Origin of the sequence: Microvirga sp. HBU67558 (assembly GCF_018069605.1) — a bacterium.
Lineage (GTDB): Bacteria > Pseudomonadota > Alphaproteobacteria > Rhizobiales > Beijerinckiaceae > Microvirga > Microvirga terrae.
This window is the reverse complement of record NZ_JAGPUP010000516.1, coordinates 1-24255: the sequence shown is the minus strand read 5'-3', so window position 1 is coordinate 24255 and position 24255 is coordinate 1. Positions and strand designations below refer to the sequence as shown.

Annotated in this window: 25 protein-coding genes; 14 read left to right on the top strand and 11 right to left on the bottom strand. The window is 64.2% G+C overall.

Annotated features, from left to right (window positions below):
• Positions 1-4 precede the first annotated feature (4 nt).
• The 5 genes from KBI52_RS14625 to KBI52_RS14605 all read right to left on the bottom strand — a co-directional run bounded on the left by KBI52_RS14625 (position 5) and on the right by KBI52_RS14605 (position 4601).
• Entirely contained in the window at positions 5-721 is a 717-nt protein-coding gene (locus KBI52_RS14625) for an ABC transporter ATP-binding protein (RefSeq protein ID WP_210808356.1), read from the bottom strand.
• Positions 702-1466, bottom strand: coding sequence for an ABC transporter ATP-binding protein (locus tag KBI52_RS14620; protein WP_173948308.1), 765 nt, complete (start codon positions 1464-1466; stop codon positions 702-704). Before KBI52_RS14620 ends, KBI52_RS14625 begins: the two co-directional genes overlap by 20 nt.
• A complete protein-coding gene (locus KBI52_RS14615) occupies positions 1463-2476 on the bottom strand; it encodes a branched-chain amino acid ABC transporter permease (RefSeq protein ID WP_210808354.1) in 1014 nt (337 codons plus the stop codon). Before KBI52_RS14615 ends, KBI52_RS14620 begins: the two co-directional genes overlap by 4 nt.
• A gap of 1 nt (position 2477) precedes the next feature.
• Positions 2478-3341, bottom strand: coding sequence for a branched-chain amino acid ABC transporter permease (locus KBI52_RS14610; protein WP_173948310.1), 864 nt, complete (start codon positions 3339-3341; stop codon positions 2478-2480).
• Between the two features lie 84 nt (positions 3342-3425).
• A complete protein-coding gene (locus KBI52_RS14605; RefSeq protein ID WP_173948311.1) occupies positions 3426-4601 on the bottom strand; it encodes an ABC transporter substrate-binding protein in 1176 nt (391 codons plus the stop codon).
• Positions 4602-4776: 175 nt separating this feature from the next.
• Here KBI52_RS14605 and KBI52_RS14600 point away from each other — a divergent pair, with 175 nt between their 5' ends.
• Positions 4777-5556: an IclR family transcriptional regulator gene (locus KBI52_RS14600; RefSeq protein ID WP_173948312.1), complete on the top strand. Its 780-nt coding sequence runs from the start codon at positions 4777-4779 to the stop codon at positions 5554-5556.
• Positions 5557-5725: 169 nt separating this feature from the next.
• The gene (locus KBI52_RS14595) at positions 5726-5863 is read left to right on the top strand and encodes a hypothetical protein (RefSeq protein WP_173948313.1); all 138 of its coding nucleotides are present in this window, start codon (positions 5726-5728) and stop codon (positions 5861-5863) included.
• Between the two features lie 274 nt (positions 5864-6137).
• Here the strand turns inward: KBI52_RS14595 and KBI52_RS32950 are convergent, their stop codons facing one another.
• The gene (locus KBI52_RS32950; RefSeq protein ID WP_247654400.1) at positions 6138-6344 is read right to left on the bottom strand and encodes a hypothetical protein; all 207 of its coding nucleotides are present in this window, start codon (positions 6342-6344) and stop codon (positions 6138-6140) included.
• On the opposite strand from KBI52_RS32950, the gene KBI52_RS14590 reads away from it, so the two are divergent.
• Positions 6336-7196, top strand: coding sequence for a magnesium transporter CorA family protein (locus tag KBI52_RS14590; protein WP_371823172.1), 861 nt, complete (start codon positions 6336-6338; stop codon positions 7194-7196). The two genes, KBI52_RS32950 and KBI52_RS14590, sit on opposite strands and share 9 nt — an antisense overlap.
• 16 nt (positions 7197-7212) lie before the next feature.
• Here KBI52_RS14590 and KBI52_RS14585 read toward each other — a convergent pair whose 3' ends face one another.
• Positions 7213-8052 (bottom strand): 3-keto-5-aminohexanoate cleavage protein, encoded by an 840-nt coding sequence (locus KBI52_RS14585; protein ID WP_210808352.1) that lies wholly within the window; start codon positions 8050-8052, stop codon positions 7213-7215.
• Between the two features lie 121 nt (positions 8053-8173).
• Positions 8174-9625, bottom strand: coding sequence for an aldehyde dehydrogenase (locus KBI52_RS14580; RefSeq protein WP_210808350.1), 1452 nt, complete (start codon positions 9623-9625; stop codon positions 8174-8176).
• A gap of 261 nt (positions 9626-9886) precedes the next feature.
• Between KBI52_RS14580 and hemN the strand changes: the two genes are divergently transcribed.
• From hemN to KBI52_RS14525, 11 genes are all read left to right on the top strand, one after another.
• Positions 9887-11236, top strand: coding sequence for an oxygen-independent coproporphyrinogen III oxidase (gene hemN, locus KBI52_RS14575; RefSeq protein WP_210808391.1), 1350 nt, complete (start codon positions 9887-9889; stop codon positions 11234-11236).
• A gap of 116 nt (positions 11237-11352) precedes the next feature.
• Complete coding sequence (ccoN, locus tag KBI52_RS14570) at positions 11353-13017, top strand: cytochrome-c oxidase, cbb3-type subunit I (protein ID WP_210808348.1); 1665 nt, start codon at positions 11353-11355, stop codon at positions 13015-13017.
• Positions 13018-13028: 11 nt separating this feature from the next.
• Positions 13029-13763: a cytochrome-c oxidase, cbb3-type subunit II gene (gene ccoO, locus KBI52_RS14565; protein ID WP_173948318.1), complete on the top strand. Its 735-nt coding sequence runs from the start codon at positions 13029-13031 to the stop codon at positions 13761-13763.
• Between the two features lie 11 nt (positions 13764-13774).
• Positions 13775-13930, top strand: a complete 156-nt coding sequence (locus KBI52_RS14560) for a cbb3-type cytochrome c oxidase subunit 3 (RefSeq protein WP_173948319.1) — start codon at positions 13775-13777, stop codon at positions 13928-13930.
• Between the two features lie 4 nt (positions 13931-13934).
• Positions 13935-14819, top strand: a complete 885-nt coding sequence (ccoP, locus tag KBI52_RS14555; RefSeq protein WP_173948320.1) for a cytochrome-c oxidase, cbb3-type subunit III — start codon at positions 13935-13937, stop codon at positions 14817-14819.
• A 127-nt stretch (positions 14820-14946) separates the two neighbouring features.
• On the top strand, positions 14947-16404 hold the full coding sequence (gene ccoG / locus KBI52_RS14550) for a cytochrome c oxidase accessory protein CcoG (RefSeq protein ID WP_210808346.1): 1458 nt from the start codon (positions 14947-14949) through the stop codon (positions 16402-16404).
• 11 nt (positions 16405-16415) lie between these two features.
• Positions 16416-16916 carry a FixH family protein gene (locus KBI52_RS14545; RefSeq protein WP_210808344.1) on the top strand — a complete coding sequence of 167 codons (501 nt, stop codon included), beginning with the start codon at positions 16416-16418 and terminating at the stop codon, positions 16914-16916.
• Positions 16917-16928: 12 nt separating this feature from the next.
• On the top strand, positions 16929-19166 hold the full coding sequence (locus KBI52_RS14540) for a heavy metal translocating P-type ATPase (RefSeq protein ID WP_210808342.1): 2238 nt from the start codon (positions 16929-16931) through the stop codon (positions 19164-19166).
• Between the two features lie 3 nt (positions 19167-19169).
• A complete protein-coding gene (gene ccoS / locus KBI52_RS14535) occupies positions 19170-19319 on the top strand; it encodes a cbb3-type cytochrome oxidase assembly protein CcoS (RefSeq protein ID WP_173948324.1) in 150 nt (49 codons plus the stop codon).
• On the top strand, positions 19316-20431 hold the full coding sequence (locus KBI52_RS14530; protein WP_210808340.1) for a hypothetical protein: 1116 nt from the start codon (positions 19316-19318) through the stop codon (positions 20429-20431). The genes ccoS and KBI52_RS14530 overlap by 4 nt, the downstream gene beginning before the upstream one ends.
• A 145-nt stretch (positions 20432-20576) precedes the next feature.
• Positions 20577-21263, top strand: a complete 687-nt coding sequence (locus KBI52_RS14525; RefSeq protein WP_173948331.1) for a helix-turn-helix domain-containing protein — start codon at positions 20577-20579, stop codon at positions 21261-21263.
• Positions 21264-21421: 158 nt separating this feature from the next.
• Here the strand turns inward: KBI52_RS14525 and KBI52_RS14520 are convergent, their stop codons facing one another.
• From KBI52_RS14520 to KBI52_RS14510, 3 genes are all read right to left on the bottom strand, one after another.
• Positions 21422-21790, bottom strand: coding sequence for a response regulator (locus tag KBI52_RS14520; protein ID WP_173948326.1), 369 nt, complete (start codon positions 21788-21790; stop codon positions 21422-21424).
• Between the two features lie 110 nt (positions 21791-21900).
• On the bottom strand, positions 21901-22512 hold the full coding sequence (fixJ, locus tag KBI52_RS14515) for a response regulator FixJ (protein ID WP_210808338.1): 612 nt from the start codon (positions 22510-22512) through the stop codon (positions 21901-21903).
• The gene (locus tag KBI52_RS14510; RefSeq protein ID WP_247654395.1) at positions 22502-24013 is read right to left on the bottom strand and encodes a PAS domain S-box protein; all 1512 of its coding nucleotides are present in this window, start codon (positions 24011-24013) and stop codon (positions 22502-22504) included. The genes fixJ and KBI52_RS14510 overlap by 11 nt, the downstream gene beginning before the upstream one ends.
• Positions 24014-24255 lie beyond the last annotated feature (242 nt).

The window sequence follows — 24255 nt, the reverse complement described above, 5'->3', positions numbered from 1 at the left end:
AACCTCAATGCAACGAGCCGACGCCGATATAGTGCTCGACCAGGTTCTGGTCGGCGCGCAGAGCCTCGCTCGTCCCCTGCCAGGCGATGCGACCGCGCTCCAGGATCAGGATCGATTCGGCGAAATCCAGCGCGCTCTCCAGGCGCTGCTCGACGAGCAGGATCGTCATCTCGCCGCTGGAGGCAAGCCGCGTGAAGGCCGCCATGAGCTCCTCGCAGATCACCGGCGCCAGTCCTTCGAGCGGCTCGTCGAGGAGCAGGACGGACGGGCGGCCCAGGATGGTGCGCGCGGTCGAGAGCATCTGCTGCTCGCCGCCCGACAGCTGCCAGCCGAGATTGGCGCGCCGCTCGTGCAGGCGCGGGAACATGTCGTAGGCTTCCTGGATGACGCTGCGCGGCCGGTCCTTGACTCCGACGACCAGGTTCTCCTCCACGGTGAGCGAACGGAAGATGTCGCGGGTCTGCGGCACGAGGCCGATGCCCCGGCGCGCCCGCTCGGAGCTCTTGAGGGACGACACGTCGGCGCCGCCGATCAGGATCTCGCCGCCATAGCGGCGGTTCATGCCCATCAGGGTCGAAAGCAGCGTGGTCTTGCCCATGCCGTTGCGGCCGAGAATGGACAGGCGCGCCCCGGAGGGCACGGAGAAGGACACGTCCTCCAGGACGACCGTCGGGCCGTAGCCCGCGCTCAATCGGCGGACCTCAAGCGATTCTGCGGGCATGGGCATAGTTCCCCAGATAGGCTTCACGGACCCGGTCGTCGGCGGCGACCTCGGAGGGCAGGCCCTCGAAGATGATCTCGCCCGCCGCCAGCACGACAACGCGCTTGGCGAAGCGGAAGACGAGATCCATGTCGTGCTCGATCATCAGCACGGCGAGGCTCGGCGGCAGGCGCTCCAGCGCCTGCTCGATCCTGGGCGTGTCGCTCGACGGAACGCCCGCGGCCGGCTCGTCGAGCAGCAGCACCTTCGGTCGCAGCGCCAGCGCGATGCCGATCTCCAGCAGACGCTGCTGGCCGTAGGCGATCTCGCCGACCCTGCGGCGCGCCACGTCGAGCAGGCCGAGCGTCGAGAGAATCCCCTCCACCTCGCCGGCCACCTCGGAATGGCCCGTGAAGCGGCTCAGGATGCGGCGCGCCTTGCCTTCGCGCTGGAGCACGGTGAGCGTCACGTGCTCTTCCGGGGTCAGCTCGGAGAAAAGGCGCGTCACCTGGAAGGTGCGCACCAATCCCTTGCGCACCCGCCGCACGGCCCCGAGGCCGGTAACGTCCTCACCGTTGAGAACCACGCGGCCGGCGCTCGGGGGGATCTGTCCCGTCACCAGGTTGACGAAGGTGGTCTTGCCGGCGCCGTTCGGCCCGATCAGGGCCAGCCGCTCGCCCGCGGGCATCGACAGCGAGATGTTGCGGCTGACCGCGAGGCCGCCGAAATTCTTGGTCAGGCCCTCGACGCGGAACAGGTCGCTCATGAGCGCCCTCCCTTGCTGCGCCGGGCCGATCCGGCGAGCGTTTCGAGCACGCCGCTCAGGCCGCCGGGCGCCGCGAGCACCACGGCGATGAGCAGCGCCCCCACCATGGTCATCCAGTGGAACGGATTGATGGCCGACACGATGTGCTCGAACCCCATGAAGATCACCGTTCCGACGAGGGCGCCGTAGAGCGAGCCGAGACCGCCGAGCACCAGCATGACCAGGGCATTGGCGGAGAGTTCGAAGCTGACGCTGTCGAGGCCGACCACCTGGGTGGAGATCGCAGCCAGTGCCCCGCCCATGCCGGCCACCGCGCCCGAGATCACGAACATCTTCAGGAGCACCGGGAACACGAAGGACCCCATGGCGCGAATGCGGATCGGGTCCTGCTTGATGCCCCGGCACAGCATGCCGAAGGGCGACGACACGATGAATTTGAGCGCGACGAACACGACGACGAGCAGGGCAAGCCCGAAGAGATAGGCGGTCTGCCCCCAGAGGTCGAACTCGAATACGCCGAAGAGCGGGCTCACCGTCAGGCCCGCGAGCCCGTCGCTGCCGCCGGTATAGGCCGAGGCCTTGTTGGCCGCCTCGTGAAAGAGCTGGACGATGGCGATGGACAGGACGAGCTGGGCGAGGCCATGGGCGCGCAGCATGATCGTGCCCATGAGAAGGCCCGCCACCGCTCCGGCGACCGACCCGATGACGATGAGGGTCAGGGGCTCGGTGACGCCGTTCACGCAGGCGATCCCCGCCGCGTAGGCGCCCGCGCCGAAGAGCGAGGCCTGTCCCAGCGAGGCAACGCCGCAATAGCCCGTGATGAGGTCCAGCGAGAGGACGAGCAGCGCCACCGCGATGACCCGGGTCAGGAGCGCCAGGTTGTCGGGGAACAGCCAGTATCCCGCAAGGCCCGCCGCGATGATCAGGGCGAGGCCGATCGCGTCCCGCAGCCACCGGTTCCCGACGTCCGACGGCGATGCGATTCTCTGTGCTTGAGCGGCGACCTGCACGTTACTGGGCCCTTCCGAAGAAGCCGCGCGGGAACACGCACACGATGGCGATCACGGCGGCATAGAAGAAGAAGTTGCCGAACTCGGGCATGAGGTAGCGCCCGGTCGTATCGACCGCACCGAGCAGAAGGCAGGCGGCGACCGCGCCGGGGATCGACCCGGCTCCGCCGACGGACACGACGACGAGGAACGTCACCATGTAGCGAAGGGCGTAGTAGGGCTCGATGGGCAGGAACTCGGCGCCGACGACCCCGCCCAAGGCCGCAAGCCCGATGGCGATGGCGAAGCTGACGGCGTAGACCACCTGCGTGCGCACCCCCAGCGCGTCGGCCATGGCGGCGTTGTCGACGGTGGCCCGCAGCTTGATGCCGAAATCGGTCTTCTCGATCAGGTACCAGAGCCCGCCGGCCACGACGATTCCGCAGGCCATCACGAAGAGGCGGTGCGCGGCGATCGTCTTGAAGCCGACATCCACCGGCTGGCTCAGGCTGCCGGGGAGCGGGATCGTCTTCAGGGTCGGGCCGAAGAAGTAGTTGGTGATGCCGATGATGCAGAACGTGATGCCGATGGTCATCAGCACCTGGGTCAGCTCGGGCCGGCCGTAGATCCGGCGGTAGAGCAGGCGCTCCAGGGGAATGGAGATCACGACCGTGCCGATGATCGCCAGGAAGATCGCGACTGCGTAGCCGAGTCCGAGATCGCGCGCCGCGTAGGAGGCGATGTATCCTGCGATCATCGCGAAGGCGCCATGCGCCAGGTTCACCACCCGCATCAGCCCCATCGTGAGCGACAGGCCGATGCAGATGATGAAGAGGGCCATGCCGTAGGCAAAGGCGTCGATCGCGATGCTGAGGACGGTCTGCATGGAGAATCCCGGACGCGCGGCTGATCGGTTGAGCGGAAGACGCGGCGTCACCACGCCGCGTCTTCGAGAGTGCAGGCCGCCCGCTTACTGGGTGGCGAGGCCAGGATCCTTCTGGTTCGGGAAGGTCTGGATTTCCTTGTTGGTGGTCTTGCCGTCCGGACCCTTCACGACCTCGCGGAGATAGATGTTCTCCGTGATGTGCCGGGTCTCGGCGTCGATGCTCACGGGACCACGGGGGCTCGTCCAGGCCAGGCCCTTCACCGCGTCCACGGCCTTCTGGGCATCCTGCTTGCCGTCCGTCGCCTCGATCATCTTGTAGATCACGTGCATGCCGTCATAGGCGCCGACCGACGGGAAGGAGAGCTGGTCGGCTCCGCCGACGGCCTTGGTGGCGGCCTCGACGAACTTCTTGTTCTCGGGGCTGTCGTGCGAGACCGCGTAATGGAACGTGGTGAGCAGGCCCACGGCGCCGTCGCCCAGCGCGGGAAGATCCGATTCCTGCGTGAGATCGCCCGGTGCGAAGAACTTGATCCCGGCCTGCTTCAGGCCGGTCTCGTTGTAGGCCTTCACGAAGCCCAGGGTCGTGGGGCCGGACGGCAGGAAGGCGAAGACCGCCTCGGCGCCGGAATCGCGCACGCGCTGCATGATCGGGCTGAAATCGGTGGTGTTGAGCGGCATCCTGATGGCTTCCACCACCTGGCCGCCGGCGGCCTCGAACGCCTTCTTGAAGGCCGCTTCCGCATCGACGCCCGGGCCGTAATCGCTCACCGCCGAGATCACCTTCTTGACGCCGCGCTCGGTGGCGATCTTGCCCAGGGGCGAGGTCGTCTGCGCGGTCGTGAAGGAGGTGCGCACCACCAGGGGCGACTGGGTCATGATCGCCGAGGTGGCGGCGTTGAAGATCACGAGCGGCGTGTTCGCCTGCTTGAGCAGGGGCGTGATCGCCATGGCGTCCGGCGTGAAGTACACGCCGCCGAGATATTGCACCTTCTCCTTCACCACCAGCTCCTGCGCCAGGGCGCGGGACTGGGCGGGATTGGCCGCCGGGAGATCGCGGTAGATCACCTCGATGTCATGGCCCTTCACGGACTTGCCGTTGAGCGCCATGTAGGCCTCGACGCCGGCCTGGAAGTTCTTTCCCTGGAGCGCGAAGGGCCCCGAGAACGGCCCGATGATGCCGACCTTGATCGTGTCGGCCATGGCCGAACCCGCCAGCAGAGCCCCGATGGCGGCTCCGAGAATTGCGTTGGAAACCTTCATTCCGTTCCTCCCTCTAGGCGCCCCGATCTCGTTATCCAGGATCGCGGTCTTCTCATCCTATCGTCTAGCCCTTTGTGCGCATCGCGAACATTGAAAGCTATATCGCACATGTAGTACGGTTTGGCATGGGGGTGTCAAGGCTACCAAAGTTCACCATACCCCTCCGGAGCGGGCGATGCAGGGTGCAAATATCGAGGATCAGGGCAGCGACCGGGATTTCGTCGCGAGTCTCGAAAAGGGCCTCCTCGTCATCGAGGCCTTCGATGCCAGCCGGCCCCGCCTGACCCTGTCCGACGTTTCCAAGCTGACCGGCATCACCCGGGCGGCGGCCCGGCGCTACCTGCTCACGCTGACCCGGCTGAACTACGCGAGCTTCGACGGGCGCTACTTTTCCCTAAGCCCCCGGATCCTGCGGCTGGGCTACGCCTATCTCTCGTCCGCGTCGCTCTCGACCCGGGTACAGCCCTTTCTCGAGCAGATCTCGGAGGCGACGGGCGAATCCAGTTCCGCCGCGATCCTCGACGGCGACGACATCGTCTACATCGCCCGTTCGGCCACGCGCCGGATCATGTCCATCGGCCTGGGGGTCGGCAGCCGTCTCCCGGCCTATTGCACTTCCCTGGGCCGGGCGATCCTGGCCTACCAGCCCGAGGAGGCGATCGACGCCTATCTCGGGCGCGTCCGCCTGGAGGCGAGGACGCCGAAGACCGTGACGGACAAGGCGGAATTCCGTGCCGTCCTCCAAGCCACGCGCGGCCAGGGCTATGCCATCGTGAACGAGGAGCTCGAATTCGGCCTGCGCTCCATCGCCGTGCCGGTGGTCCAGAAGAACGGCCAGGTGACGATCGCGCTCAATCTCAGCGCGCAGGCCGGGCGCGTCTCGGCGGACGAGATGCGCGAGCGCTTCCTGCCGTCGCTGAGCGCGGCGAGCGAGTCGCTGCGCTACCTGCTTTAGCGCATCGGACGTGAGACGTGGAATTGCGCTTTCGGGTTCGAAACAATGCTTCTTTTCCCGTGATGGCACCGTGCGGAGAAACAGGCCCGGCTCGTGGCTCGTCACATGGACCTCGGACGCTCGCCAAACGTTGTCATCACATAGTTTATTTATAGAACTGGTGATCATGATGAGCGGTGACGATTCAAGAATTCATGCAAAAATCACGGATGCCGAGAATGAAATCGACCGCCTGGAAAAGATCGTAACGACGGTCATCTTCGTGACGCTCCCGATCGCCATAGCCACCTATTCGACTATTTTGTGAACCGAGCTCTTGGCTTGAGGCTGCAACAGGTGCGCAATGTGCGTCATCGTTGCGCCTCCGATGATATTTTTTCCCTGTTTGATGGAATAATCCGCCTGCCACTTCCGTTCAGTCCTCATGCCGCCGTGCAATTCAGGCAGGAGAGGTCATGGATCGTGTTCGAAGCGTAGAGGAATCGCAAGGTGTCGGCTCACGCCCATCAGGCGCGGAAGCGAAACCGTCTCTCACCCGAGCCGCGATACTTTTTGCTGCGTCTTTCGGTTGCCTGATCGGATCAAGTCTTCTGCTGGCCAGCATCGGGCAGTAAACGCGACCTCAATCTGGCAGAATCAATCCAGGGAAAATGATCCAGGCCTTTCTCTATAATGCAGATGGACATGACCGAGAGGTCGATCTCGATGAGCAATGCCTGGCGGGCCTCGACGAACGAACGCTCCTGTGGGTCGACGTCAGCGGCCGCAATCGCGATGAGGTGGAGCATCTCGCCGGTCTCTTCAGCCTGGACCGCGGTTCTGTCAGGGAACTGCTCAATCCTCAAGAGGCGCCGTATCTGGACAACTACGGCGAGTACTTCCAGTTCGACGTTATCGGCCTCTCGCGCGGAGAGAACGGCAACGGGGATCGGGCCCTAACCAAGTGGCGTCCCGTCCACTTGGACTTTCTCATTGGCCCGCGGTGGATCATTACCGTGCATGATGGCGAATTGCCGTTCCTTCAGGCCTTCCGCGACCAGGGCAAGGGTGAGACGGTGATCGGGGCTCTGAGCCCACCGGCGCTCGCGGCATCCCTGCTGGACTGGCATTTGAGCGCCTATTTCGAGGCCGTCAGCGAACTCGAGGAGTTTCTGGACCGGATCGACGAGGCGATGCTGGCGCACTCGGCCCGGCGCAGCCTGCTCGCAGGCGTGGTCGGGATGCGGCGCAAGGTGTCCGAACTTCGCCACTTCCTGAATCAGCAACGCCCTGTCTTCTACGGGCTCTCACGTCCGGACTTCGCTCAAATCTTCGAGTCCGAGGCGGCTGCGCATTATCAATCCCTGGAACGACGGTTCGAGCGTGCCGTGGATGCCGTCGACCACGCCCGCGAACTGGTGAACGGCTCGTTTGAGTTATTTACGACCCGTACGGCAGAAGCGACGAATGACCTTGTCCGCAGGCTGACTTTCGTCACCGTGATGTTGGGCGTGATCGGGGCGGTGGCGGGCGTGTTCGGCATGAATTTCGAGACGCCCTACACACAAACTGGCGTCATCGGCTTCTGGGTTGTTATCTCCGCCTTGGGTACCTTCATCGGCATCGCGGCCGGTGTCGCCCGTCGCAGAGGTTGGATCTGAGAGCGATACACCCGCTCTAGGTCGCAGGAACCGGTCTGCAGCCCAGCAGCGCCCGGGCCTCGTCCGGGGTCGCGACCCGGTGGCCGTGCCGCTCGACGGACAGCACCGCGTGCTCCACGAGTTCCGCGTTGCTGGAGGCGAGCCGATCCCGGGTGATGCGGATGTTGTCCTCGAGCCCGGTCCGGACCGCGTCCGCACCCCGCGCGAGCGCCCAGTCCATGACCGGGGCCTGATGGCGCCCGATCCCGGCCGCCGTCCAGGTGCAGTTCGGAAACAGGTGCTTGGCTTCCTTGAGCAGGATGTCGAGCAGGCGCTCCTCGGCCGGAAGCGCATTCTGGATTCCCATGACGAACTGGATATGCGGCTGATCGTCGAGCAGCCCCTTGTCGGCGAGGCGCCTGGCCCCGTGCAGATGAGAGAGATCGAAGATCTCGATCTCCGGGCGGATTCCGAACTCCTTCATCTTTCCCGCCATCTCGTCCACCAGAACCGTGTGGTTCTCGTACACGATGGTGGGGAAGTTGACGGAGCCCGTCGAGAGGGAGGCCATGTCGGGGCGCAGGCCGAGGGCGGAGCTGCGCTGGGCCGGATCACGCCCCCGGCCGCCGGTCGAGAATTGGATGATCATGCCCGGGCAGTGCCTGGCGACACCGGCCTGGACGGCCGCGAAGCGATCCGGATCGGACGAGGGCGTCTCGTCGTCGTTGCGGACATGGATGTGGACGAGCGTGGCGCCCGCCTCGTAGGCCTGACGGGTCGACTCGATCTGCTCGTCCGGGGTGATCGGCACCGCCGGATTGTCCTTCCTGCGCGGGACCGACCCCGTGATCGCGACGGCAATGATGACCGGCCTCACGAATGCTCTCCTGACGGCGCCCTGGCTGAGGGTGCTTCTTCTCACTTAGGGCGCCGCGCAGGGCAAGCGAGCCGGACGGGCGAAGTTCCCGGCAAGAATCCAAGGATCGTGGCAGGCGTCCTCAGATCGGGAAATGCTGCGGGCCGGTCTCGATGGTGATCCAGCGCAGCTCCGTGAACTCGGCGATCCCGGCCTTGCCGCCGAAGCGGCCGTAGCCGCTCGCCTTCACGCCGCCGAACGGCATCTGAGCCTCGTCGTGCACCGTGGCCCCGTTGATGTGGCAGATGCCGGACTCGATCCTGTGCGCCACGTCGAGGGCGCGCGTGACGTCCCGGCCGAAGACCGCCGCCGACAGGCCGTATTCCGTGTCGTTGGCGATCCGGACCGCCTCCTCGAGTCCCGCCGCCCGGATCACGCAGACCACCGGGCCGAAGGATTCCTCGCCGTAGAGCCGCATGGCCGGGGTGACATGGTCGAGAACCGTCGCCGACATGACCGTGCCGTCGACCCGGCCGCCGGCCAGGAGCCTGGCGCCTTTCGAGACGGCGTCGTCCACGAGCCCGCTGATCCGCTGGGCCGCCTCGACGCCGACGAGGGATCCGAGGGCGAAGTTTCCGTGGCGCGGATTGCCGGCCTGGAGCGAGTCCGCCTTCGCGGCGAGCCTGGCGACGAAATCGTCCGCCACCGCGTCGTCGACCACGATGCGCTCCGTCGACATGCAGATCTGGCCCTGGTTCATGAAGGCCCCGAACGCCGATGCCGCAACGGCGGCGTCGAGATCGGCATCGTCCAGCACCACGAGGGACGCCTTGCCTCCGAGTTCGAGAAGCACGGGCTTCAGGAAGCGCGCCGCCGTCTCGGCGATGATGCGCCCGACCCGGGTCGACCCGGTGAAGTTGATCCGGCGCACGGCCCGATGGGCGATCAGGGCCTCGATCACCTCCGGGGCGTTCTCCGGCGCGTTCGTGATCACGTTGACGGCGCCGGCCGGCAGACCGGCCTCCCGCAGGACGGCACCGATCAGATGATGGGTTCCGGGGCAGATCTCGGAGGCTTTCAGGACGACCGTGTTGCCGCAGGCGAGCGGCGTCGCGATGGCCCGGACGCCGAGGATGACCGGCGCGTTCCAGGGCGCGATGCCGAGCACGACCCCGGCCGGCTGGCGCACCGCCATGGACACGCAGCCCGGCTTGTCGGACGGGATGATCTCGCCGGTGATCTGCGTCGTGAGCGAAGCCGCCTCGCGCAGCATGCCGGCCGCGAGCTTCACGTTGAACTGCGCCCAGCCGGCGGTCGCGCCGATCTCGGTCGCCATCAGGGTCACGAAGTCCTTGGCCCTGCCCTCGAGCAGATCGGCAGCCTTCAGGAGCACCGCGCGCCGGGCGTTCGGCCCGAGCCTGGACCAGGCCGGAAAGGCGGCTGCCGCCGCATCGGCGGCCGCCTGCGCATCGGCGACGCCCGCGGCGGCGGCCCGGCTCGCCACGTCACCGGAGATCGGGTCGCGCCGCTCGAAGGTGGCGCCATTGGAGGCGGGCACGTCCCGGCCGTCGATGAGAAGATGGATGTCCGTCATGTCTGCTGCTCCAGGATCGGCCCAGTGGGAAGGATGAAGGTGTGGCAGGGCGACGATATCGCAACCGTGCCGCGGCGATCGAGCCTCGTCCGTCGACGGCCGGTAGGTTTTCCCGCCCGGACAGAGCGGCGGTGCACCGGCCCCGCGCCGACGGGACCGGTGGAATCCGAATGGAAGGCGCAATTGGTATGCCGTTCCAGGGATCTGCCAGCTTTGATCCAGGTCAAAGCGGATCGCGAAGCTTCCATGCAAGCTTCCATCATGACCCCTGAACTCATTGCCCGCTACGACCAGCGCGTCCCGCGCTATACGAGCTATCCCACCGCCCCGCACTTCAAGCCGGACGTCACGGCTGAGACCTATGCGTCCTGGCTCGCCGAGTTGGAGCCGGGCAAGCCCCTGTCCCTGTACCTGCACGTGCCGTTCTGTGCGGAACTCTGCCTCTATTGCGGCTGCAACACCGCCGTGACCCGCAGCTACACGGCCGTCGCGGCCTATGTGGAGTGCCTGGAGCGGGAGATCGAACTCGTGGCGCGCCACCTGCCCGGCCGCATGGCTGTCACCCATATCCATTGGGGCGGAGGAACGCCAACGATCCTGTCCCCGGGCGATCTTCTGCGGATCTCCCGTACCCTTGGCTTGGCCTTCGAGATCCGGCCCGAGGCCGAGATCGCCGTCGAAATAGACCCGAGAACGATCACGCCGGAGCACGTTCAAGCCCTTGCGGCAGCCGGCCTCAACCGGGCAAGCCTGGGTGTCCAGGATTTCGACCCGAAGGTCCAGGAGAACATCCGGCGGATCCAGTCGTTCGAGCAGACCGCCCAGGTGGCCGCATGGCTCCGCCAGGCCGGCGTGAACGGCCTGAACCTGGACCTGATGTACGGCCTGCCGTTCCAGAGCGTCGAGAGCGTGAGGCGCTCCGTAGAGCGTGCCCTGAGGCTCGATCCCGACCGCATCGCATTGTTCGGATACGCCCATGTCCCCTGGATGAAACGCCATCAGGCCCTCCTGCCCGAAGCGGCGCTCCCCGATGCGGTGGCGCGCGTCGAGCAGCGCGAAGCCGCAGCCCATGCCTTCATTGAGGCCGGGTATGTGCAGATCGGGATCGATCACTTTGCCAAGCCGGACGACGCCATGACGATTCGTCAGCAGGACGGACGGCTTCACCGCAACTTTCAGGGCTATACGACGGACGAGGCTGCAGCCCTGATCGGTTTCGGTACTTCGGCGATCGGCTCGGTGCCGCAGGGCTATGTCCAGAATGCGCCGACGACGCCCTCCTACCGGGAGGCCGTTCTCGGTGGCCAACTCCCGGTCGTCCGCGGCGTCGCCCTGACCGAGGATGACCGCCTGCGCCGAACGATCATCGAACGCCTGATGTGCGACTTTTCCGTTGATCTCCAGGACGTTGCGTCGAACGCCCGAGGCGAGGCCCCGAATTTCAGGCACGAGATCGAGGTCATCGACGAACTGGCGGCGGACGGCCTCGTCGTGCGCGACGGACTGACCCTGACGATCCCGGACGAGGGCCGTGCCCTTGTCCGAAACGTCTGCGCGGTGTTCGACCGCTACCTCGGGAACGACGGCCAGCGTCACTCCACCGCCCTCTAAGGCGCCGGCGTCCGGCCATTGATCTGCATCAATGCCCCCTCCCGCCCCTCCCATTACACGACTCTACTGACGGCGAAGCTCACGGCTTCGCCGATAATCTCAAAAGGTCGAAGCCTATGGCTCAAGCGGCAGCACCCTCAAAAGGAATGACCTTCGGCGAAATGGGCTCCGCCCTTGCCTTCGCCGGGCTGGCACTCCTCAGCATCATCATCGCGGCGAAGGCCTATACGCCCGAATACGCCTTTCACGCCTACCTCTTTGCAGCGGCCAGTGTCGCCGCCGTATTCGCTATCGTAAACCGGTTTTACGAGCGGCCGGCCGAACTGCCACCGCTGACCATCGGCGGCAAGCCGAACTACAACATGGGTCCGGTGAAGTTCGCCACGATCGCTTCCGTGTTCTGGGGCGTCGCGGGTTTCACAATCGGCCTCCTGATCGCCCTTCAACTCGCCTTCCCGGCGCTCAATTTCGACACGGCGTGGCTGTCCTTCGGCAGGATGCGGCCGCTGCACACCTCGGCGGTGATCTTCGCCTTTGGGGGCAACGTCCTGATCGCCAGCTCGTTTTATGTCGTGCAGCGCACCTGTCGCGCCCGGATGGTCGGCGACATCGCACCCTGGTTTGTGGTGCTAGGCTACAATTTCTTCATCGTGATCGCCGGAACGGGATACCTGCTCGGCATCACCCAGGGCAAGGAGTATGCCGAGCCCGAATGGTACGCGGACCTCTTCCTTACGATCGTTTGGGTCACGTATTTCCTGGTGTTCCTCGGCACGGTCATGCGCCGCAAGGAGCCCCACATCTACGTGGCGAACTGGTTCTACCTCGCCTTTATCCTGACTATTGCGGTCCTTCATCTGGGCAACAACGCTGCGACTCCGGTCTCCCTCTTCTCGCCCAAGAGCTACATCGTATGGTCGGGCGTGCAGGATGCTCTGGTGCAATGGTGGTACGGCCATAACGCGGTCGGCTTCTTTCTCACTGCCGGCTTCCTTGCCATTATGTACTACTTCATCCCGAAGCGGGCCGAGCGGCCGGTCTATTCCTACCGTCTGTCGATCATTCACTTCTGGTCGCTGATCTTCATGTACATCTGGGCAGGTCCCCACCACCTGCACTACACCGCCCTGCCCGACTGGGCGCAGACCCTGGGCATGGTGTTCTCGGTCATGCTGTGGATGCCCTCTTGGGGCGGCATGATCAACGGCCTCATGACGCTCTCGGGCGCTTGGGACAAGCTGCGCACCGATCCGGTTCTTCGTCTCATGGTGGTGTCGGTCGCATTCTACGGCATGGCGACGTTCGAAGGACCGCTCATGTCGGTGAAGGCGGTTAACTCTCTGTCTCACTACACCGATTGGACCATCGGCCACGTTCATGCCGGAGCCCTCGGCTGGGTCGCCTACATCTCCTTCGGCGCCATCTACTGCCTCGTACCGTGGCTGTGGAACAAGAAGGAACTCTACTCCATGAAGGCCGTGTCTTGGCACTTCTGGATCTCGACCCTCGGGATCGTCCTGTACATCTCGTCGATGTGGGTGGCAGGCATCCTCCAGGGCCTCATGTGGCGCGCCTATACCAGTCTCGGCTTCCTCGAATACTCCTTCATCGAGACCGTGGAAGCGATGAACCCCTTCTATGTCATCCGTGCGCTCGGCGGTGCCTTCTTCGTGGCCGGCAGCCTGATCATGGTCTGGAACGTCTGGAAGACGATCTCGGTCGGCGAGGCGGTCGAGGAGGCTCCTCAGGCCATGCAGCCCGCACTCATTGCCGCGGAATAAAGGAAACGGTCATGTCTTTCTGGTCCCGCCACAAGATTTTCGAGACCAACTCGATCATCCTCATCATCGGCGTGCTGATCGTGATCTCCATCGGCGGCCTCGTGGAGATCGTGCCGCTCTTCTACCTCAAGAGCACCATCGAGAAGGTGGAGGGCGTCCGTCCCTACACCCCTCTCGAGCTCGCCGGCCGCAACATCTACGTGCGTGAAGGCTGCTACAATTGCCACAGTCAGATGATCCGTCCCCTGCGCGACGAGGTCGAGCGCTATGGACACTACTCGCTCGCCGCCGAGAGCATGTACGACCGGCCCTTCCAATGGGGATCCAAGCGCACTGGCCCGGATCTCGCCCGCCTCGGAAACAAGTACTCCGACGACTGGCACAAGGATCACCTGAAGGATCCGCGCGCCGTGGTGCCCGGCTCGATCATGCCCGGCTATCCCTGGCTCGAAACGACCGAGCTCGATGCATCGGCCATCTCTGAGGAGCTGAAGGTGCAGGCGACGCTCGGCGTTCCCTATACCGACGAGATGCTCAAGCATGCCGAAAGCGATGTCCGAATCCAGGCCAATGCCGACGATCCGAATGCCATCGATCTCGCCAAGCGCTATCCCAAGGCTCAGTCCCGGGCCTTCGACGGCAATCCGCAGAAGGTCACGGAAGCCGACGCCCTGATCGCGTATCTGCAGATGCTGGGCACCCAGGTTGACTTCAAGCTCTATGACAACAAGGCCAACGTGCGCTGAGGATCACGACCATGCCAGCCGCATACAAGTTCTTTGCAGAATTCGCCCAGACATGGGGGCTCCTCTACTTCGTCGCCGTCTTCCTAGCGGTGCTGATCTATGCCCTCGCTCCCTCACGGAAGGACCGCTTCGACGCGGCCTCCCGCATGCCTCTCCAGGAGGATTGATCCCATGGCCCATGACAAACATGAACAGGTCGACGCCGTTTCCGGCGTGACCACCACCGGGCATAGCTGGGACGACATCCAGGAACTCAACAATCCTCTGCCGCGCTGGTGGCTGTGGACGTTCTATGCCTGCATCGCGTGGGCGATCGCCTATTGCATCGCCTACCCGGCGTGGCCACTGGTCTCCTCCTACACCAAAGGAGCGCTCGGCTGGCACTCGCGGGATGCGGTGACGGCCGATCTCGACGCTCTCAAGCAGCAGCGTTCCGGCATGACCGCGAAGCTCGCCGCAAGCTCACTGGACGAGATCAGGCAGACCCCTGAACTGTTCGCGTTCGCGCGGGCCCAGGGCAAGGCGGCATTCGGAGACAACTGCGCCCCCTGCCACGGAGCCGGCGGCGCAGGCGCCAAGGGCTACCCGAACCTGAACGATGACGACTGGCTTTGGGGCGGGTCGCTCGCCCAAATCGACCAGACGATCCGCCACGGCGCCCGCTCCACGAGCGATCAGGGCCATTCCGGCTCCATGCCGGCCTTCGGTCGCGACGGGATGCTCAAGCGCGAAGAGATCCTGCAGGCGGCCGATTACGTCCGTTCCCTCGCGGGCCTGCCGACCGACAAAAGCGCCAATCTGGCTGCGGGTGCGAAGGTTTTCGCAGACAACTGCGCGGCCTGCCATGGGGAGAAGGGACTAGGGAACCAGGACCTCGGCGCACCCAACCTGTCCGACAAGATCTGGCTCTTCGGCTCCGACAAGGCCACCATCGTCGAGGGCCTGATGAACGGGCGCGGCGGAGTCATGCCGACCTGGCATGGGCGGCTCGACGACACGACCATCAAGGCGCTCACCCTCTACGTGCATTCCCTGGGTGGTGATCAGGCTCGCTAAGTCGTTGACACCGCAAGACGCAGCGACCGGGGTGCGCTCCGATCGCTGCTTGATTTGAATCAAGGCGGCTCTGTCACGCTCATCGTATCTCATCGTCATTCAGATCGAGACGATTGCGACAGATTCGATGGCTGACGCCCCCCTTCCCCACCCTCTCGGAGCCTCGGCCGACGACGCTCCGCTCTATGCTCCTCGGAAGCAGATCTACCCGCAGGCGGTCAAGGGCCGCTACCGTACGATCAAGTGGATCGTGCTCGCTATCACGCTAGGGATCTATTACTTCCTGCCCTTCATCCGTTGGGATCGCGGCCCCAACGCGCCGGATCAAGCCATCCTGGTCGATCTTGCCAATAGTCGGTTCTACTTCTTCTTCATCGAGATCTGGCCACAGGAGGTTTACTACATCACCGGCCTTCTCGTGCTGGCGGCCCTGACCCTCTTCCTCATGAATGCGGTCGCCGGCCGGATCTGGTGCGGCTATCTCTGCCCTCAGACTGTCTGGACCGACCTCTTCTATGCGGTGGAGCGTTGGGTCGAGGGCGACCGGCGAGAGCGCATGCGCCAGGACAAAGGGAAGCTCACCCTCCCTGTCCTCGGCAGAAAAGCCCTCAAGCACGTCATCTGGCTCATGATCGCGTGGTGGACCGGCGGCGCCTGGGTGCTTTACTTCGCCGATGCGCCAACCCTGGTGTATGAGCTCGCGACCTTCCAGGCGTCGTTCGTCGCGTATCTGTGGATCGGCATCCTGACCTTCACGACCTATACGCTTGCCGGGTTCATGCGAGAGCAGGTCTGTACCTATATGTGTCCTTGGCCGCGGATCCAGGCGGCGCTGACCGATGAATATGCCCTCAATGTCACCTACCGCTATGATCGTGGCGAACCGCGCGGCTCAGTGAAGAAGAACGACGTCCTGAAGCTACAGGGGTTGCCCGCCGGCGACTGCATCGACTGCAATCAATGCGTGGCCGTCTGCCCGACAGGCGTCGACATTCGCAAGGGCCTTCAGCTCGACTGCATCCAGTGCGGCCTGTGCATGGATGCCTGCGACAACGTGATGGTGAAGATCGGACGTCCGCAGGGCCTAATCGCCTATGACACGGACATGAACGTCCAGGCCCGGATCGAGGGCCGCCCGGAAGTCCGCCGCATCGTGCGCCCCCGCACCCTTTTCTACGCGGGGCTCATGACCGTCGTCGGTCTGGTGATGATCGGGTCGCTCGCCATGCGCCAGAGCCTCTACCTGAGCGTGATGCACGATCGCAACCCGCTCTACGTGCGCCTCTCGGACGGGTCCATTCGCAATGGGTTTACGATCCGGGTCGCCAACAAGACACTAGACGAACGGCGCTACTCCCTCACCCTGGAAGGTCTGCCGGAGGCGAGGATCGACGTCGTGGGCGGAGACCTTGATCAGCAGGGCCGTCCCACCGTCACCGTCGGTCCGGATCAGACCCTCGAAGCCCGGGCTCTCGTGACCGACACGAGTTCGCGCGCCGAGGATTCGGTACCGCTCCGGTTCGTTCTGACCGATCTCGCCACCGGCGACACGACCAGCACGAACGATCACTTCAAGGCCCCCTGAGGAGAAATCAGATGTCCACTCCCGTCAGCACACCAGGCCGGGCGCCGCGACCGATCACCGGACGGACGGTTTTGCTCTACTTCGTCACATTCTTCGGCGTCATCTTCGCCATGAATTTCTACATGGTTCGGGTCGCCATCTCCAGCTTCAGCGGGGTCGAGACGGAGAGCGCCTACAAGGCCGGCCTGTCGTTCAAGAACGATGTCGCGGCGGCTCAAGCCCAGGACGCGCGCCATTGGTCCGTCGAGGCGTCCCTCGAACGCAATGGTCCGGCCGGCGTGATCATCACGGCGAGGGATGCCCAGGGACAGGCGCTGGCAGGCCTCGGCCCCGAGATCCGATTGGCCCATCCGACCGACAAGCGTCGCGACGTGCCGCTCGAGTTCGTCGAAGTGACCCCAGGCCGGTTCATGAGCCTCACTCCCATGCCGGAGGGCCAATGGGACCTCGTCATCGAACTCAGGCGGGAGACTGAGACTCTGTTTCGCTCGAAGACCCGCATCTCGCTCTAGGAGGTCTCTGTGATGGCCGAAGCGCTCGACCTGTCAATCTATGTGAAGCACCAGGACGATGGCACATCCCATCTCGACCTCGCTATCGAAGGGATCGACTGCGCCGCCTGCATTGACGAGATCGAAGGCGGCGTGTGCCGGCTTCCCGGCATCGTGGATGCACGGCTGAACTACACCAACCATCGTCTCGCCGTCGAATGGCGCGTGGGGGCGCTCTCCCCGGCTCAGGTCGTAGACGAATTGGAGCGGCTCGGCTACCGGGCCCATCCCTTCCGGTCCAGGCTCGTGGAGGAGGAAGAGGACCGCCGGGCCAAATGGCTCCTGAAATGCCTTGCCGTGGCCGGCTTCGCCTCCATGAACATCATGCTGCTGGCGGTGTCAGTCTGGTCCGGCAACGTCACGGACATCACACCTGAGACCCGTGATTTCTTCCATTGGCTGGCGGCTCTCATCGCGCTTCCGGCGGTGGCCTATGCGGGCCAGCCCTTCTTCCAGAGCGCGATGAACGCCCTGCGCAACGGCCGCACAAACATGGACGTTCCGATCGTCATCGGCATCCTGCTGGCGCTCACCGTCTCCGTTGTCGAGACGATCAACTCCGCTGAGCACACCTATTTTGACTCGGTGGTGATGCTCCTGTTCTTCCTGCTCTGTGGCCGCTACCTCGATCAGGCCATGCGTCGAAGAACCCGCGCCGTGGCAGGCAACCTGGCATCGTTCCGGACCGAAGTGGCTCACAGGATCGAAGACAGCGGCGAGGTCGTTCTCCTACCAACCGCTGCCGTGAAGATCGGGGACCGGGTCTTGGTGCGTCCTGGCGAGCGCATTGCGGTCGATGGCATCGTCATCGCCGGTTCGTCCGAGATCGACGAGAGCCTCGTCACCGGCGAGACCGCTCACCGCCCTGTCCGGGCCGACAGTCAGGTTTATGCGGGGAGCCTTAACTCCCATGGCACCCTGACCGTGAAGGTAACCGCCGCCGGCAAGGGCACGCTCCTCGACGAAGTCGAGCGCCTGCTGGAGAATGCCGCGGCAGCCAAGTCCCGCTATGTGCGACTGGCCGACCGCGTCGCGAAGGTCTACGCCCCGGTCGTGCATGCGGCAGCCGCCCTCACGGCGTTGACCTGGATTGCCACCGGGGCGTCCGTTCACGACGCGCTGATCACCGCCGTCGCGGTGCTCATCATCACCTGTCCCTGCGCTCTGGCACTCGCCGTTCCGGTGGTCCAGGTGGTCGCCTCGGGAGCCCTCTTCCGCGCCGGCGTCTTCCTCAACACGGGAGATGTGTTCGAGCGGCTGGCTAAGGTCGACACCATCGTGTTCGACAAGACCGGAACCCTGACGATGCCGGGTATGAGCATCGTCAACGCCGGCGATATCGATCCCACCGTGCTGGGAGCGGCCGGTCGTCTTGCCTTGTCGAGCCACCACCCGCTGGCGGCCACCATCGCCCGCATGGCTCAGGCCAGCCCCTATGATGGCGTGATGGAAGAACCCGGTCAGGGCGTTCGAGCCATTGTCAACGGCGAGGAGATGCGGTTGGGCCGACCCGCCTTCTGCGGGATGGATGATCTCGCGGCCCAGGTCGCCTCTACCGATCCGGCAGCGTCCGCGATTGCATTCTCCTGGGGTGGCAAGAAGGCTGTTCTGCTCGTGCGGCAGGCCCTTCGCCCGGATGCCGCCGCGGTCGTTCAAAGCCTGCGCGAATCTGGCCTCGATTGCTATATCCTGTCGGGCGATCGACCGGAGGCCGTCGCGCCAGTCGCCTCGGCCCTCGGGATCGAGTGGTGGCGCGGCGGCTGCAAACCCACTGACAAGATCGACGCGCTCGAGGCTTTCAAGGCCGAAGGACGTAAGGTGCTGATGGTCGGGGACGGTCTCAACGATGCGCCGGCCCTGGCCGCGTCGCACGTGTCGCTTTCGCCGATCATCGCCGCCGATCTGACCCAGACACAGGCCGATGCCGTCTTCCTGGGCGAGATGTTGAAGCCCGTGCAGGACACCATCAACATTGCCCGGCGGGCCCACCGCCTGATGCGCCTGAATCTCGGCATCGCCCTCGTGTACAACCTGATCGCGGTTCCGCTCGCCTTTCTCGGCTACGTCACGCCGCTGGTCGCCGCTCTCGCGATGTCCGGCTCCTCGACCATCGTGACCCTTAATGCCCTCCGGGCTCGCGGGCGCATGCCGGGCGCGCCGCAGACCGAGCCGATCCCGTCGTCTCCCCGTCCGGCAGCGCAAGGAGCCTGAGCCATGGAAGTTCTGATCTATCTCGTTCCGATGGCACTCCTGCTGGGCCTGTCCGGTCTGGCTGCCTTCATGTGGTCGCTGAAAAGTGGCCAGTATGACGATGTGCAGGGAGCCGCCGTGCGCGTCCTGTCCGACGACGATGTCCGGAAATGATCGTTTCAGTCCCCATGCCCCGGGCGGGACAGCTCGAATGCGTCTGTGACCCGGGCACGCTGGGTCGGACAAACGAGGGCCGCTCCGGCACGATCCCTCTGGCCGCAGGCTTCGCGTTCTCGGTTCTCGCGCAGATCCTGACACTCAGCATCCTGCCCTTGGCCGGGCTGGCGCTCGCACCAAGCCACGGCTTGGTCGCGCTTCCCTATATGGCCTTCTATATCGGGGCGGCTCTTGCGAGCCTGCCCGCCTCGTTCCTGCTCGACTCGTTCGGCCGGCGGGCCGCCTTCTCCCTCGGAGCGAGTCTGGGTGCCGCCGGGGGCCTCGTGCTCGTCTTTGCTCTTGCGTCCATGCATTTCGGAGCCCTGGTGCTCGGCTCGTTCTGGCTTGGAATTGCTGGCGGTTTCAGCCTGTTCTATCGCCATGCCGCGGTGCCTGTCGGCGGCAAGGGAGCCGGCACCGTTTTGATCGTGTTCGGCGCAGCCACCCTGGCGGGCCTTATCGCTCCGACCCTTGCCTTTGTCGCGGAGGATCTGGCGTCTACGCGGGTATTTGCCGGCACGGCCGCTGCGGCTGCCGTGGCCCATGTGGCGTCTCTGGTGGCGACCGCCTCTCTGCCTTACCAAAGCCGTCGCGAGCACAAGACCGAAGCCGTCGGCACGCCAGGATGGCGCGCCTTCCTGCCGCCGACCCTGATCAGTGCGGTCGGATGGTTCATGATGACCGCACTGATGGGTGCAACCCCAATCGCGGTCATCGGCTGCGCGCCGTCGGAAGCGGCCGTCGGGGCCGTAGCTTGGCATGTGATGGCCATGTACGCTCCGTCGTTGCTCCTGGCGTTCCTGCCCCGCCTGGCCCTCCCTGTTCATCTCTCCGTTACAGGAGGCCTGCTGCTGGCGTTCGGCGGAGCAGCATTCATGCTGTCAACGAATGCGAGCGGCTTTTCGCTCGGAGCGGCCTGCGTCGGCGGCGGATGGTCACTGGTCGTCCTTGGGACCACGCTTTGGGTCCACAGGAACGGTTCGCTCCCGCGATGGCTCCTCGGCCTGCACGACGGCGCCGCGCTCACGGGAGCAATCCTCGGAACTCTGGCGGCGAGCATCTTCGCATAGTATCTGGTGCGCCCCCTTGACGGACTCCGGGTCACCGGAACGGCGACCTAAGGAAAACCCCTTAGGTATCAGACCTGAATTTTTGCCGCGCCTCGGCGGCGGTACCCATGGAGCATCGTCACGTTCACGAGTTCGCGAGGGTCCGATGCAGACAGCGCTCCTCAATAAGGCCACTTCTTCGACCCTTCCTCTGTTCAGCCTGGAAGTTCCGCCCCTGCGCAAGCCAGCGGAGCCCGCGGCCTCCAGCGTCGGCTCGGTCCAGTCCTTCGCCAAGGATGAGGAAATCTTCGCCGAGGGGAACCGAGCCGCTTTCGTCTACAAGGTGCTGTCCGGTGTGGTGCGCACGTCCAAGCTCCTCAGCGACGGACGGCGCCAAATTGATGCTTTTCATCTGGCAGGCGATATTTTCGGCATCGAGGCTGGCGAGGACTACCGGTTCAGCGCGGAATCTGTCGGCGACTGCATCATCGTCGCCTATCGCCGCAGCCATCTTGCCTCTATGACCGGAAGCGATGCGCAACTCGCCCGGGATATAACGATGGGAATGATGCGCTCCCTGATCCGGGCCCAGAACCACATGCTCCTGCTCGGCCGTAAATCGGCCCTGGAAAAGATTGCGTCTTTCCTACTCGATATGGCCGAGCGCACGGCCGATGAAGACGCTCTAGATCTTCCCATGTCACGCACGGATATCGCTGACCATCTCGGATTGACCATCGAGACCGTCTCGCGGTCCTTCACGCAACTCGAGCGTCAGCGCATGATCGCGCTCCCCTCGGCTCGCCACGTGGTGCTGAGCAACAGGGCGGCGCTCGAGCGCCTGAACGCTTAGCTTAGGATATCGAGCGCCTCAGCTTCCTCTTCAACCAACCCGAGCTTATTCAGCTTCGCGGTTACAAGGTCGCGAGGCCGAACGCTTTGGAGAGGAAGTCGATCCAAAACGAACAGAACAGAGTGCCGCAGGAGCACAGACCATGAGCAGGCTCGATTTTACGCGAGCGCTGCGTGAATGCTGTCGAGCAACTCGCTGTCATGCAGCGGCTTTTCTAGAACGATCCGGAATCCCGATCGGGCTGCGCGACGGTTGAGATCGTCGCTGATCTGGGACGCGATGAGGATCGCCGGGCAGTCATTTCGGCGTTGCCGCAAGTGTCCGACGAGTTCGATTCCGGTCATTCCCGGCATGTTGTAATCGATCACGTAGCACCCGCCCTCCGGCAGATCCGACGCGGCCAGAAGCTCCGCGCCGCCCTTGAACAGCCGCACGGTCAGACCCTCAAGCTCCAGGGCGAACTTCAGTGAGTTTCTGACCGCGTCGTCGTCGTCCACGACGATGACCAGCCCCGTAGGGTGAGACATCAAACGCCTGTGCAATCATCGGTTCCGGCCAATGGGCATGACATTTGGCCAACATGGCAAATTATGCACGAAGTGGGCTGCCGCCCTACTCAGGAATATCCCTTAAGGGACTATTTGGCCTCGATCAGGAGGGCTAGACGGACGAGTTCAGACAGGCTCTTGGCCTGCATCTTGGCCATGACATTGGCCCGGTAGATCTCAACCGTCCGCGGGCTGATCCCGAGATCGTAGGCGATCACCTTGTTGGCCTTTCCGGCGACCAGACCGTCAAGCACCTGCCGCTCCCGCTCGGACAAGGCATCGAAGCGCCCCTGGATTTCGGCCAGCTGGTGTCCATGGTGGCTGCTCTTCTCCTGACGGACCAAGGCGGAACGAACCGCAGCGAGGAACACCTCGTCCCCGAACGGCTTCTCCAGGAAGTCGACCGCCCCCTCCTTCATGGCTTCGACGGCCATCGGCACATCCGCGTGGCCGGTCATGACGATGACAGGCAGGGCAACGCCGCGGGCCTTGAGCCGGCGGATCAGTTCGATTCCGTCGATCCCCGGCATGCGGACATCCGTCACGATGCATCCCGTCTCGACGGCAGGCGCATCATCGAGAAAGGCCGAGGCCGATTCATGCAGGCGGACCGGGAGGCCCTCCGAGGCGAGCAGGAACGCCAGGGACTTCCGGACGGCCACGTCATCATCGACCACATGCACCGCAACATCACTCTGCATGCGACATCTCCTCCCTGCCGACCAATCTCAACGTGAATCTGAATGCCGTTCCCGTTCCTGGCGCCGATTCGGCCCAGATCTTCCCGCCATGGGCCTCCACGATCGTACGGCAGATCGACAGACCGACGCCCATTCCGTGCTTCTTGGTCGTGACGAAGGGCTGGAAGAGCTGAGCTGCGACCTCGGGCGCGAGACCCGCTCCGGTATCCTCCACGCTCAGCTCCACATGCCCGGCATCGACCGTGCGGGTGGCTACCCGGAGTTCTCGCCGCTCTGTCTCCTGCATGGCTTCGATGGCGTTTCGGATCAGGTTCAGCAGAACCTGCTGGATCTGGATCCGGTCGGCAAGCACGAAGGGAGCGTCCGGATCGAAGTCGTAAACAACACGAACCCCTTGTTCCTTCGCCCCCACGAGGGACAGAGCGCTTGCCTCCTCGATGAGCTTGGGCAGGTTCTCCAGATGACGTTCGCTCTCGCCCCGGGCCACGAACTCGCGCAGGTGGCGGATCACCTGCCCGGCTCTCAAGGCCTGCTCGCCCGCCTCATTGACCGCATCCCGCAGCATGGGAATCGCATCGCCCTCCATCCGCTCCAGGATTCTCCTGCAGCCCTTGAGATAGTTAGTGATCGCGGTGAGAGGCTGGTTAATTTCATGCGCTAACGTCGAGGCCATCTCTCCGAGAGCCGTGAAACGCGACATGTGAACGAGTTCGGATTGAAGTTCCTGCAGGCGCGTCTCCGTCCTTTGTCGCTCCGTCAGGTCGCGGATGAAGCCCGTGAAATAGCGGATCCCTCCCGAATGCATCTCACCGACCGCCAGTTCCATGGGAAAGGTTGAACCATCCTTGCGCTGCCCGACGACGACGCGTCCAACTCCGATGATCCTCCTTTCGCCCGTGTTGCGGTACCGCAGCATGTAGCCGTCGTGTTGCTCACGGTATGGCGGCGGCATGAGGATCTTGACGTTCTCCCCGATCACTTCGGCGGGCTCGTAGCCGAAGAGACGCACCGCAGTAGCGCTGAAGGACTGGATGCGGGCTTGTTCGTCAATGACCACCATGGCGTCTGGAACAGTCTCGAGGATCGATCGCAGATGTGCCTCCCGCGTTCTCAGCGCCTCCTCGGCGACAACCGACGCCGTGATGTCGCGCGTGATCATCGCAATGCCGCACTCTTCGCCGTCGGAGAGCGGCGTCAACGTCGCCAGGGCCATGAAGACCGATCCATCCTTGCGTGGCCGAAGGCCCTGGCTCCTGTGACGCCCCGTTGAGCGAGCCGCAAGGATGTCGTGACGAAGCGCCTCGGAACCGTCTGCAGCACTGTACAGTACGGACGCGGAGCGCCCGATCACCTCGTCGCGGCTCCATCCATAGATGTACTCCGCGCCGCGGCTCCAACTCTCGACCGTTCCATCGCGATCGAGCACGACGAAAGCCGTATCGGTAACGGCGTCAACCAGAAGCTCGGCGGTTCTCTCGGGGTTGAACTGTTGATCTGACAATATGACCTCTCTTCAGGGCCGCAGCATAACAATTCCCAGCCGTGATCCACCAGCGGCCAATCACCACCATACACCGTGTCATGCAGTGTCCTTTAAGGTCGCACGTCCCTTGAAGTTGGACGCATCATAACGATATTACTCTAGGGTGCCTCCTCCCTTCAGTCGCTGTTTGCGGCAGTTCCTTTGAAGAAGTCGCTTGCAAAGTGTCTGGGAGGGTTTATATGAGCGCCTCCCTTGAGGGT

What these genes read in the sequence shown, in the direction of transcription:
- KBI52_RS14625 (WP_210808356.1), bottom strand. Translation starts at nt 721, where the DNA reads ATGCCCGCAGAATCGCTTGAGGTCCGCCGATTGAGCGCGGGCTACGGC.
- KBI52_RS14610 (WP_173948310.1), bottom strand. Translation starts at nt 3,341, where the DNA reads ATGCAGACCGTCCTCAGCATCGCGATCGACGCCTTTGCCTACGGCATG.
- KBI52_RS14595 (WP_173948313.1), top strand. Translation starts at nt 5,726, where the DNA reads ATGAGCGGTGACGATTCAAGAATTCATGCAAAAATCACGGATGCCGAG.
- KBI52_RS14560 (WP_173948319.1), top strand. Translation starts at nt 13,775, where the DNA reads ATGCCAGCCGCATACAAGTTCTTTGCAGAATTCGCCCAGACATGGGGG.
- ccoS (WP_173948324.1), top strand. Translation starts at nt 19,170, where the DNA reads ATGGAAGTTCTGATCTATCTCGTTCCGATGGCACTCCTGCTGGGCCTG.
- ccoO (WP_173948318.1), top strand. Translation starts at nt 13,029, where the DNA reads ATGTCTTTCTGGTCCCGCCACAAGATTTTCGAGACCAACTCGATCATC.
- KBI52_RS32950 (WP_247654400.1), bottom strand. Translation starts at nt 6,344, where the DNA reads ATGCTCCACCTCATCGCGATTGCGGCCGCTGACGTCGACCCACAGGAG.
- ccoG (WP_210808346.1), top strand. Translation starts at nt 14,947, where the DNA reads ATGGCTGACGCCCCCCTTCCCCACCCTCTCGGAGCCTCGGCCGACGAC.
- KBI52_RS14540 (WP_210808342.1), top strand. Translation starts at nt 16,929, where the DNA reads ATGGCCGAAGCGCTCGACCTGTCAATCTATGTGAAGCACCAGGACGAT.
- KBI52_RS14620 (WP_173948308.1), bottom strand. Translation starts at nt 1,466, where the DNA reads ATGAGCGACCTGTTCCGCGTCGAGGGCCTGACCAAGAATTTCGGCGGC.
- KBI52_RS14530 (WP_210808340.1), top strand. Translation starts at nt 19,316, where the DNA reads ATGATCGTTTCAGTCCCCATGCCCCGGGCGGGACAGCTCGAATGCGTC.
- ccoP (WP_173948320.1), top strand. Translation starts at nt 13,935, where the DNA reads ATGGCCCATGACAAACATGAACAGGTCGACGCCGTTTCCGGCGTGACC.
- fixJ (WP_210808338.1), bottom strand. Translation starts at nt 22,512, where the DNA reads ATGCAGAGTGATGTTGCGGTGCATGTGGTCGATGATGACGTGGCCGTC.
- KBI52_RS14520 (WP_173948326.1), bottom strand. Translation starts at nt 21,790, where the DNA reads ATGTCTCACCCTACGGGGCTGGTCATCGTCGTGGACGACGACGACGCG.
- KBI52_RS14600 (WP_173948312.1), top strand. Translation starts at nt 4,777, where the DNA reads ATGCAGGGTGCAAATATCGAGGATCAGGGCAGCGACCGGGATTTCGTC.
- KBI52_RS14525 (WP_173948331.1), top strand. Translation starts at nt 20,577, where the DNA reads ATGCAGACAGCGCTCCTCAATAAGGCCACTTCTTCGACCCTTCCTCTG.
- KBI52_RS14605 (WP_173948311.1), bottom strand. Translation starts at nt 4,601, where the DNA reads ATGAAGGTTTCCAACGCAATTCTCGGAGCCGCCATCGGGGCTCTGCTG.
- ccoN (WP_210808348.1), top strand. Translation starts at nt 11,353, where the DNA reads ATGGCTCAAGCGGCAGCACCCTCAAAAGGAATGACCTTCGGCGAAATG.
- hemN (WP_210808391.1), top strand. Translation starts at nt 9,887, where the DNA reads ATGACCCCTGAACTCATTGCCCGCTACGACCAGCGCGTCCCGCGCTAT.
- KBI52_RS14545 (WP_210808344.1), top strand. Translation starts at nt 16,416, where the DNA reads ATGTCCACTCCCGTCAGCACACCAGGCCGGGCGCCGCGACCGATCACC.
- KBI52_RS14580 (WP_210808350.1), bottom strand. Translation starts at nt 9,625, where the DNA reads ATGACGGACATCCATCTTCTCATCGACGGCCGGGACGTGCCCGCCTCC.